Source organism: Streptomyces sp. NPDC060027 (assembly GCF_042737005.1).
Lineage (GTDB): Bacteria > Actinomycetota > Actinomycetes > Streptomycetales > Streptomycetaceae > Streptomyces.
On record NZ_JBHWVI010000277.1, the window covers coordinates 1 to 9952 of the forward strand.

At 72.8% G+C, this 9952-nt stretch carries 9 protein-coding genes; 5 read left to right on the forward strand and 4 right to left on the reverse strand.

The genetic code is table 11. From position 1 onward, the window contains the following. The first annotated feature begins 321 nt into the window (after window positions 1–321). Window positions 322–975, forward strand: a complete 654-nt coding sequence (locus tag ACFWBT_RS38405) for a hypothetical protein (protein ID WP_385708095.1) — start codon at window positions 322–324, stop codon at window positions 973–975. Window positions 976–1104: 129 nt separating this feature from the next. Here ACFWBT_RS38405 and ACFWBT_RS38410 read toward each other — a convergent pair whose 3' ends face one another. Next, window positions 1105–2550: a glycine hydroxymethyltransferase gene (locus ACFWBT_RS38410; protein WP_385708081.1), complete on the reverse strand. Its 1446-nt coding sequence runs from the start codon at window positions 2548–2550 to the stop codon at window positions 1105–1107. Window positions 2551–2957: 407 nt separating this feature from the next. On the opposite strand from ACFWBT_RS38410, the gene rocD reads away from it, so the two are divergent. Then, entirely contained in the window at window positions 2958–4172 is a 1215-nt protein-coding gene (rocD, locus tag ACFWBT_RS38415) for an ornithine--oxo-acid transaminase (RefSeq protein WP_385708097.1), read from the forward strand. Between the two features lie 63 nt (window positions 4173–4235). Here rocD and ACFWBT_RS38420 read toward each other — a convergent pair whose 3' ends face one another. Together ACFWBT_RS38420 and ACFWBT_RS38425 are read right to left on the reverse strand one after the other, a co-directional pair. Further along, window positions 4236–5420: a glutathionylspermidine synthase family protein gene (locus ACFWBT_RS38420; protein ID WP_385708084.1), complete on the reverse strand. Its 1185-nt coding sequence runs from the start codon at window positions 5418–5420 to the stop codon at window positions 4236–4238. A gap of 119 nt (window positions 5421–5539) precedes the next feature. Beyond that, entirely contained in the window at window positions 5540–5872 is a 333-nt protein-coding gene (locus ACFWBT_RS38425; protein ID WP_385708086.1) for a hypothetical protein, read from the reverse strand. 131 nt (window positions 5873–6003) lie between these two features. On the opposite strand from ACFWBT_RS38425, the gene ACFWBT_RS38430 reads away from it, so the two are divergent. Beyond that, window positions 6004–6876 (forward strand): hypothetical protein, encoded by an 873-nt coding sequence (locus tag ACFWBT_RS38430; RefSeq protein WP_385708100.1) that lies wholly within the window; start codon window positions 6004–6006, stop codon window positions 6874–6876. Window positions 6877–7137: 261 nt separating this feature from the next. On the opposite strand, the gene ACFWBT_RS38435 is transcribed toward ACFWBT_RS38430, so the two are convergent. Continuing rightward, a complete protein-coding gene (locus tag ACFWBT_RS38435) occupies window positions 7138–8529 on the reverse strand; it encodes a PLP-dependent aminotransferase family protein (RefSeq protein WP_385708089.1) in 1392 nt (463 codons plus the stop codon). Window positions 8530–8576: 47 nt separating this feature from the next. Between ACFWBT_RS38435 and ACFWBT_RS38440 the strand changes: the two genes are divergently transcribed. After that, window positions 8577–9128, forward strand: coding sequence for a carboxymuconolactone decarboxylase family protein (locus ACFWBT_RS38440; RefSeq protein WP_385708092.1), 552 nt, complete (start codon window positions 8577–8579; stop codon window positions 9126–9128). 34 nt (window positions 9129–9162) lie between these two features. Further along, the gene (locus tag ACFWBT_RS38445) at window positions 9163–9876 is read left to right on the forward strand and encodes an isocitrate lyase/phosphoenolpyruvate mutase family protein (RefSeq protein WP_385708103.1); all 714 of its coding nucleotides are present in this window, start codon (window positions 9163–9165) and stop codon (window positions 9874–9876) included. The last annotated feature ends 76 nt before the right edge of the window (window positions 9877–9952 follow it).

The following is a 9952-nucleotide window of genomic DNA, read 5'->3' on the forward strand; positions in this document are numbered from 1 at the left end:
CCCGCGGGGGCCCGGGCCCGCCGGGGGGGGGGGGGGGGGCGGCCCGCCCCCCCGCCCCGACGCCCACGTCCACGTCCACATCCACGCCCACCGCTCGGTCCCGCACGAGGACCGCCGCCGCGACCGGCGACGGCAGCGACTGGTGGTGGGCGATACCCGGCGCGGCGGCCGGGGCGCTGCTGGCCCGGATACGCCGCCCTCATAAGGGGGAGCCTCGACAGGAACTGCGGGACGTGTGAGGTGCCGGTCGGACGAGGGGGACCAATGAGGGGCCGGGTCGAACGGATCAGGAACGGAGTGCGGGTCCTGTTACTCGTGTCCATGGCGGTGGCCGCGCTCGGCGCAGCACAGGTCCCTGCCTCGGCGGGTGCCTGGGGGCTCGGGAAGGGGGACAGCCCGGACATGGCCCTGGTGATCGCCGGTGACACGGGACGGACGACCACGCTGCACGCCGAGGAGCGGGACTTCGGACGGCTCTGGCGGCTGCTGTCGCCCCGGTACACGGGGACCGAGAGGGTGCCCGAAGCGTGGACGCACGGCCGTCTTCCCGAGGTGCGGGTCACCGTGATCTGGGGGCTGACCGGTGTCGGGGGCTGGCCGCAGACCAGTCGGGCGCCCGGCGGCGATGTCGCCGTCGAGCGCCAGGACCAGGTGTTCCTGGCGCCGGACGGGATGCCGTGGGTGCGTTCGGATCCCTCGCCCTACGTGGTGGACGACGACATCCGCTGGCATCGGGCGCCGAGCTCGGTGTTCGGGCAATTGGCGGAGGAGGGGAAGCTGTTCGGTTCCCGGCCCGCGGCGGTGGCCGCCGTGGCGGAGCCGGACGCGGTGGAGCGGGCGCGGTGGGTGCTGCCCGGACTCGCGGTGGGCCTGGCTCTCGGCGTCGGCGTTCCGTGGTTCATACGCCGCGCGGCGGCCCGGCGTGAGGACGCGGGGCCGCCGCGGGAGCCACGACAGGAGCTGATCGACTTGTGAGGACCGGACGGCCGACCGCCTCGGGTGGCCGATCGGACCGGGGCCGGTCCGGCTCAGGGCCGGTCAGACCCCGGATCGGACAGACCCCGGATCGGTCAGACCCAGGGCGGTCAGACCTGGTCCGGTGCGTCAGCCGAGGTCGATCTCCGGGTAGAGCGGAAAGCCGGTGAGCAGGTCGGTGGCCCGGTGGGAGATCTCGTCGGAGATCTTCGCGTCCAGGACGTGCTGGGCCTTGGACGGGGCGCCCTTGGCGGTGGTGCCGGCCTCGGTCGCGGTGAGGACACGGTCGATCAGACCGGCGATCTCGTCCATCTCGGTCAGACCGAGACCACGCGTGGTCAGCGCGGGGGTGCCGATGCGGATGCCGGAGGTGTACCACGCGCCGTTGGGGTCGGCCGGGATGGCGTTGCGGTTGGTGACGATGCCCGAGTCGAGCAGGGCGGACTCGGCCTGGCGACCGGTCAGACCGTAGGAGGAGGCGACGTCGATGAGGTTGAGGTGGTTGTCGGTACCGCCGGTGACCAGGGTGGCGCCGCGGCGCATCAGGCCCTCGGCGAGGGCGCGGGAGTTGTCGACGACGGCCTGGGCGTAGTCGCGGAACTCGGGGCGGCGGGCCTCGGCGAGCGCGACGGCCTTGGCGGCCATGACGTGGGGAAGGGGGCCACCGAGCACCATCGGGCAGCCGCGGTCGACCTGCTCGGCGAGGGTCTCGTCGCACAGGACCATGCCGCCGCGCGGGCCGCGGAGCGACTTGTGCGTGGTGGTGGTGACGATCTGGGCGTGCGGGACCGGGTCGAAGTCACCGGTGAGGACCTTGCCCGCGACCAGGCCGGCGAAGTGGGCCATGTCGACCATGAGGGTGGCGCCGACCTCGTCGGCGATCTCCCGCATGATGCGGAAGTTCACCAGGCGGGGGTAGGCGGAGTAACCGGCGACGATGATCAGCGGCTTGAACTCGCGGGCGGAGGTGCGCAGGGCCTCGTAGTCGATGAGACCGGTGGCGGGGTCGGTGCCGTAGGAGCGCTGGTCGAACATCTTTCCTGAGATGTTCGGGCGGAAGCCGTGGGTGAGGTGGCCGCCGGCGTCCAGGGACATGCCGAGCATGCGCTGGTTGCCGAAGGCCTGGCGCAGTTCGGCCCAGTCGGCCTCGGAGAGGTCGTTGACGTTGCGGACACCGGCCTTGGCGAGTGCCGGGGCCTCGACGCGGGCGGCGAGAACGGCCCAGAAGGCGACGAGGTTGGCGTCGATGCCGGAGTGCGGCTGGGCGTAGGCGTGCTCGGCGCCGAAGAGTTCGCGGGCGTGCTCGACGGCGAGGGCCTCGACGGTGTCCACGTTGCGACAACCGGCGTAGAAGCGGCGGCCGATGGTGCCCTCGGCGTACTTGTCGCTGAACCAGTTGCCCATGGCCAGGAGGGTGGCCGGGGAGGCGTAGTTCTCGGAGGCGATCAGTTTGAGCATGTCGCGCTGGTCGGCGACTTCCTGGCCGATGGCGTCGGCGACGCGGGGCTCCACGGCCCGGATCACGTCGAGGGCGCTGCGGAAGGCGGTGGACTCGGTGGAAAGGGGCTCTGGCATGACGGCCTCCGGACGTGGCGTTCAGCGTTCACGGGTCGGCCCAGGCGCACGGCACTCGGTTGCCACGACTCCTCGCCCGGACACTCCGGGTCCCTCGGGACGGTCTGTTTCCCCGTTCCGAGGTCCGGGGTCGCCCCCGGGAAGTCACAGCGTGGGTGCCGCTCCCCGATGGTCGGTCCCATCCCAGCGCGCCAGTCACGGCCCCGCCGGTCAGCCTACCGGGCGCGCCGGATCACCGGGGTCCCCGGTCCACCATGCGAGCGACGATAGGAAAGGGCCACAAGCCCGTCCCCGAGCGGGCATCACGTGCCCGCGCCCGGGGAGAACGCGCCGTGCGGCGTGCCGGGGAAGACCGCGCGCCGCTCCCCGCCCGCCGCTCGTCAGAGAACGGAGATCCCGTGACCGCCATGGATGCCAAGGAGACGACGGAGGCCCTCATCGCCTCGGCCGACGCGCACAGCGCGCACAACTACCACCCGCTGCCGGTCGTCGTGGCGACGGCGGACGGGGCCTGGATGACGGATGTCGAGGGGCGCCGCTTCCTCGACATGCTGGCCGGCTACTCGGCACTGAATTTCGGCCACCGCAACCGGCGGCTGATCGAGGCGGCGAAGGCCCAGATGGACCGGGTGACGTTGACGTCGCGGGCGTTCCACCACGACCGGTTCGCGGACTTCTGCCGCGAGCTGGCGTCGCTGTGCGGCATGGAGATGGTGCTGCCGATGAACACCGGCGCGGAGGCGGTGGAGACGGCGGTGAAGACGGCCCGGAAGTGGGGGTACCGGGTCAAGGGAGTCCCCGCGGAGATGGCGAAGATCGTCGTCGCGGGCAACAACTTCCACGGGCGCACGACGACGGTCATCAGCTTCTCGACGGACCCGGAGGCGCGGGCGGACTTCGGCCCGTACACACCGGGATTCGAGATCGTGCCGTACGGCGACCTGACGGCGCTGCGGGGGGCGGTCACGGAGAACACGGTGGCCGTACTGCTCGAACCGATCCAGGGGGAGGCGGGCGTGCTCGTGCCGCCGGCCGGTTATCTGCCGGCCGTGCGGGAGCTGACGCTGGAGCGCGATGTGCTGTTCGTCGCGGACGAGATCCAGTCGGGGCTGGGGCGGACCGGACGGACGTTCGCGTGCGAGCACGAGGGCGTGGTGCCGGACATGTACGTCCTCGGAAAGGCGCTGGGCGGCGGGGTGGTGCCCGTGTCGGCGGTGGTGTCGAGCGCGGAGGTGCTGGGGGTGTTCCGGCCCGGGGAGCACGGGTCGACGTTCGGGGGGAATCCGCTGGCGTGCGCGGTGGCGCTGGAGGTGATCGCGATGCTGAGGTCGGGCGAGTACCAGCGGCGGGCGGCCGAGCTGGGTGAGCATCTGCACCATGAGCTGGGCGTGTTGAAGGACTCGGGTCATCTCACCGCGGTGCGCGGGCGCGGCCTGTGGGCGGGCGTCGACATCGCCCCGGAGCACGGCACGGGCCGGGAGATCTCCGAGAAGCTGATGGACCGGGGTGTCCTCGTCAAGGACACCCACGGCGTCACCGTCCGGATCGCCCCGCCGCTGGTGATCGGCAAGGAGGACCTGGACTGGGGACTTGCCCAGCTGCGGGCCGTGCTGGGGGCGTAGGGACGGGGCCCGTCGCACGGGCCGGTGGCTAGTGGCTAGTGGCTAGTGGCTAGAGGCTAGAGGCTAGAGGATCACGTGGGGCAGGAAGCGGGCGTACTCGTCCGTGATCGGGCCGGACGACTCCCGGATGCCGAGGCCCGCCGACTCGTCCTCGACGACCCAGGCGCCGAGGACGACACGGTTGCCGTCGAAGGACGGGAGCGGTGCCAGCTCCTGGTAGCAGCAGGCCTCTTCGCGTACGACGGGGGCGGCGCCGGGTTCGTGGATCGTCACACCGGCGCCCTCGCGGCCGAGGAGGGGCTTGGCGACGTAGCCGTTCGTCCGGGCCAGCTCGCGGGGGCCGTCGAGGTAGGCGGGGAGGAGGTTCGGGTGGTCCGGGTAGAGCTCCCAGAGGATGGCGAGGAGGGCCTTGTTGGAGAGGAGCATCTTCCAGGCGGGCTCGATCCACAGGGTCGTGCCGGTGCCGCCGCCGTTGTCGAGGGTGTCCAGGACGTGGTCGGCGAATTCGTCGGAGGTGAGCCACTCCCAGGGGTAGAGCTTGAAGCAGCTGCGGATGAAGCCGAGCCGGTTGTCGACGAAGCGGCCGGAGAGGGGGTCCCAGCCGATCTCCTCCATGGAGATCCAGTCGGTGTCGAGGCCGGCCTGTTCCGCGGTCTCCTTCAGGTAGGCGACCGTCATCAGGTCCTCGCCGAGTTCGTCGGCGGCGGAGTGCGCGAAGTAGAGGGGGCTGCCCGGCGGAAGGAGGGCATCCTGCTTCTTCCAGGCGGCGACGAGGCGCTCGTGCAGGGAGTTCCACTGGTCGGCGCCGGGGAAGCGGTCCTCCATCCAGAACCACTGCGGGCTCGCGGCCTCGACCAGCGAGGTCGGCGTGTCGGCGTTGTACTCGAGAAGTTTCGCCGGGCCCGTGCCGTCGTAGCACAGGTCGAAACGGCCGTAGACGGACGGGAGTTCGGCGCGCCGGTGCCAGGCCTCGGCGACGGCCGCCGCGACCCGCGGATCGTCGATGCCGAGGTCGGCGAAGCGTCCTCGCTCGACGATGTGGCCGGCCGCCGCGAGGCACATGCCGTGCAGTTCCTCGACGACCTCCTCCAGCGCCTCCACCTCGGGAAGGGAGAAGGCGTAGTAGGCGCTCTCGTCCCAGTAGGGGCGCAGGGAGTCGTCGGGGTAGCGGGTCAGCGGGTAGACGAGTCCCTGCTCCTCGACGGTCTGCTGCCAGCCGGGGCGGGGGGCGATGGTGCGGCGTTCCATGGGGCGTCGGTTCCCTGTTCGGCGGGTGGGGTGGGGCCGTTGCGCGGGGTGGGGCCGTTGCGTACACGGCGGACGCGCCGGGTGCGGGGCCGTGGGGCGGGGGACGACACGCCCGCCGGTCAGCCGCCGGAGCCGCCCTTGCCGCCGCCGAAGCCGCCGCGGTGGACGCCGCCGCCCGAGCCGCCGGAGCCGCCGGGCTTGCTGAAGGAGCCGCCGTCGATCCAGCTGCTCTTCTTCTTGCCTCCGTAGTACCAGACGCCGTTGGACGAGGTCTTGGTGGACTTGCAGTTCTCGTCGGCGACGACCTTGTAGCCCTTGCCGAGGTTGTAGCTGTCGCGGTCGACGCAGCGCTTGTCGGGGTCCGAGGAGCAGGCGGTGAGCGCCGCCGCCAGAAGGCCCATGCCGCCCAGGACGACCGTGCCCGAGCGCAGTTGGCGTCGTACGTCTGCCATGTCCGTTCCCCCGTTTGTTGTGCGCAGATCACGCTTTGGTTGAAGAGGAACAGATTAGAGATCGCGCGCGGTCCGCCCGCGCGAGCCCCCCGCGAAGCACCGTCCCCTACAGTCGCTTCGTGCTCTTTGGAATGATCTGCGCCCTTGGCGCTTCGGTCTGTTTCGGTACGGCGACGGTTCTGCAGGCGATGGCCGCGCGGGCGGCGGGCGAAGACGGGACGGGCGGCGGGGCCGGTGGCGCGGCGACACTGCTGCTGCGGGCGCTGCGGCAGTGGCGCTATCTGGCGGGACTGGGCCTCGACGGCGTCGGGTTCCTGCTGCAGATCATCGCGCTGCGGTCGCTCCCGATCTACGCGGTCGGCGCGGCCCTCGCCGCGAGCCTGGCCGTGACCGCGGTGGTGGCCTCGCGGCTGCTCCATGTGCGGCTGAGCCGGGTCGAGTGGGGCGCGGTGGCGGTGGTGTGCGCCGGGCTCGCGATGCTCGGGCTGGCGTCCGGGGCGGAGGGGGACCGGACGGGGTCCCTGGCATTGAAGTACGCGGTGCTGGGGACGTCCGTGGCCGTCCTGGTGCTGGGGCTCCTCGGCGGGCGGCTGCCCGACCGGGGGCGGGCGCTCGCGCTGGGACTCGGGGCCGGGTTCGGCTTCGGCGTGGTCGAGGTGGCCGTGCGGCTGATCGAGGACCTCGATCCGGGAACGCTGCTGGCCAATCCGGCGACGTACGCGCTGCTGATCGGTGGCGGGGCGGGGTTCCTGCTGCTCACCACGGCCCTGCAGCGGGGTTCGGTGACGACGGCCACCGCTGGGCTGGTCATCGGCGAGACCATCGGGCCCGCGCTGGTGGGGGTGGTGTGGCTGGGCGACCGTACCCGCGAGGGGCTGACCTGGCTGGCGGTTCTCGGTTTCGCGGTGGCCGTGGCGGGGGCCTTGGCGCTGGCCCGGTTCGGCGAGGCGCCGGAGACGTCGGCGGAGGCGTCGGCGGACACGGAGGAAGCGCGGGAGGCGTGAGAGCGCCGCGAGGGCTCGCTCCCGGTGGTGGATCGAAGGGGGCGCGTCTCTGGAGCGGGAAGTCCCGGGAGCCGTCGTGGTCGCCGAGGACCCGGCGGAGTGAGGCCCGGCCCTCCGCGGGAGCCCGTATCGGGATCCGGTGGATCGAACGGAGCGCATCTCCGGAGCGGGAAGTCCCGGGAACGGTCGTGGTCGCCGAGGACCCGGCGGAGTGAGGCCCGGCCCTCCACGGGAGCCCGTATCGGGATCAGGTTCCCCGTTTCAGGGAAGCGCGCGGCACAGCGCGTCCAGTGCGCCGGACCACGCGTGGTCCGCTGGTGTGCCGTAGCCGACGACGAGGGCGTCCTGGGGCGGGGCGGAGGCGTCGGGGTGGCGGTGGCGGGAGAGGCCGTGGACCGCGAGGCCCTGCCAGACGGCGGCCTGGACGACCGACTGCTCGGTGCCCGGCGGAAGTCGCAGCACGGCGTGCAGCCCCGCGGCGATGCCGGTGGCGTGCACGGCGGGGGCGCGGGCGGCGAGCGCGGCGACGAGTGCGTCCCGGCGGCGCCGGTAGCGCAGACGGGCGGCGCGCACATGGCGGTCGTAGGCACCCGAGGTGATGAACTCCGCCAGGGTGAGCTGGTCCAGCGCGCCGGTGGACCAACCGCCCTCCCCCTTCAGCGAGATGACCTCGTCCGCGAGGGACGGCGGCAGGACCAGCCAGCCCAGACGCAGCGCGGGTGCCAGGGACTTGCTCGCGGTGCCCAGATAGACCACGTGCTCGGGGTCCAGGCCCTGCAACGCGCCGACGGGCTGGCGGTCGTAGCGGAACTCTCCGTCGTAGTCGTCCTCCAGGACGAGCCCCCCGGTGCGGCGGGCCCAGCCGACGACGGCGGCCCGGCGGTCCGGGTGCAGCGGCACGCCCATCGGGAACTGGTGGGCGGGGGTGAGCAGGACGGCTCGTACGCCCGTCATCCGGCCTGTGTCGGTGCCGAGTTCGTCGAACGGCAGGGGGTTCGTGCGCAGCCCCGACCGGTGCAGGAGGTTCCAGTGCACGTCCAGGCCGTACGACTCCACGGCGATGGAACGCAGGCCCCGCTGTCGCAGGACCGCGCCGAGCAGCGTCAGGCCGTCCGAGAAGCCGGAGCAGATCACGATGCGGTCCGGGTCGGCACGTACGCCCCGGGCGCGGGAGAGATAGCCCGCGAGGGCGGTGCGCAGTTCGGGGCGGCCACGTGGATCGCCGTAGCCGAGGGCGTCGTGCGGTGCGCCGGCCAGGGCGCGGCGGGCCGCCTTGAGCCAGGCGGTGCGCGGGAAGGACGCGAGGTCGGGGCGGCCGGGGACGAGGTCGTAGGCCGGACCGCCCTGTTCGCGGCGGCGTGGGGCGGCCTCCCGCGCCGGTCGTACGACGGTCCGCTCGGCGACCCGGGTGCCCGAGCCCTGGCGCGCGGTGAGCCAGCCCTCGGCGACGAGGTCGGCGTAGGCGTCGGCGACCGTATTGCGGGCGATGCCCAGGTCGGTGGCGAGCGAGCGGGAGGACGGCAGACGGGTTCCGGGGGCCAGCCGGCCGCTGCGTACCGCCTCGCGCAGCGCCTCCGTCAGCCCCTTGCGGACACCGGATCCGGTCGGCTCGACGTGAAGGTCGACACCCAGAGTGGCCCATGTTCTTGCCATGGAAATGGACCATACTCCTGGGCTACTCCCCTCGTAGGGTCGATCTCATGACGACGCAGGACACGACCACGCAGAAGACCACGACGACCGACACGACGGACACGACCGAAGGCGGGACCGCGCGGTACGCGCCCGAGCACGCCCCCCGACTGGAGTGGGCCAAGCTCGCCCCCGACGTCTACAAGGCGATGGTCAGGCTCGACGCGGCGGCCCGGCGCGGGGTGGACCCCGTGCTCCTGGAGCTGGTGAAGATCCGCGCCTCGCAGCTCAACCACTGCGCGTTCTGTCTCGACATGCACACCAAGGACGCGCTCGCGGCGGGTGAGAGCGTGGAGCGGATCGTGCAGCTCGGCGCCTGGGAGGAGTCGCGGCACTTCTACACGGAGAAGGAGATCGCGGCGATCGAGCTGACCGAGGCCGTCACCGTGCTCACGGGAGGGTTCGTGCCGGACGACGTGTACGAGCGCGCGGCCCGGCACTTCGAGGAGACCGACCTTGCCCAGCTGATCGCCGCGATCACGGTGATCAACGCCTGGAACCGGTTCGGCGTGACCTGCCGCATGGTGCCCGGCCACTACCAGGCGGGCCAGTACAAGTGACGACCCGGCGTGCCCCGGAGGGGAGTACGCGGTGGTGACCAGGGCCGAGACGTTCCGGGCGCTGCACCACGGGCGCGTGCCGGGCGACCCGCTGGTGCTGCCCGGGCCCTGGGACGCCGCGAGCGCCCGGGTGTTCGTGGACGCGGGGTTCCCCGCGCTCGCCACGCCGAGTGCCGGGGTCGCCGCCTCGCTCGGGTACGCGGACGGGGAGACGCCGGCCGCCGAGATGTTCGCCGCCGTCGCGCGGATCGTCCGGGCGGTCGACGTGCCGGTGTCGGCGGATGTCGAGGACGGCTACGGGCTGGCGCCCGGGGAGCTGGTGGAACGGTTGCTGGAGGCGGGCGCCGTCGGATGCAACCTCGAGGACTCCGAGGGCGGGGTCCTCAAGGACGCGGCCCGGCACGCCGACTGGCTGGCCGAGGTGCGGAGCGCGGCGGCGGACCTGCTCTTCGTCAACGCCCGTGTCGATGTCTTCGTGCACGGGGACAAGGACCCCGATCAGGTCATCGAGCGGGCCGCGCTCTACGTCGCCGCGGGGGCGGACTGCGTGTATCCGATCGGGGCGCCGACCGACGTGCTCCCGCTGCTGCGGTCCGGCATCCGCGGGCCGGTGAACGTGTTCGCCGGGCTCGACGGGGTGCCGGCCGGCGAACTGGGTGAACTCGGGGCCACGCGGGTCACGTTCGGACCCGGGCTGCAGCGCCGGGCGGCCGAGGCGCTGGGGGACATCGCGGCGAAGTTGAGGTAGGCGGCGGGGGGGGGTGCCCCCGGGGGCGGCGGCGCCCCCCCCCCCCCCCCCCGACCCCCCCCCCCCCCCCCCCCCC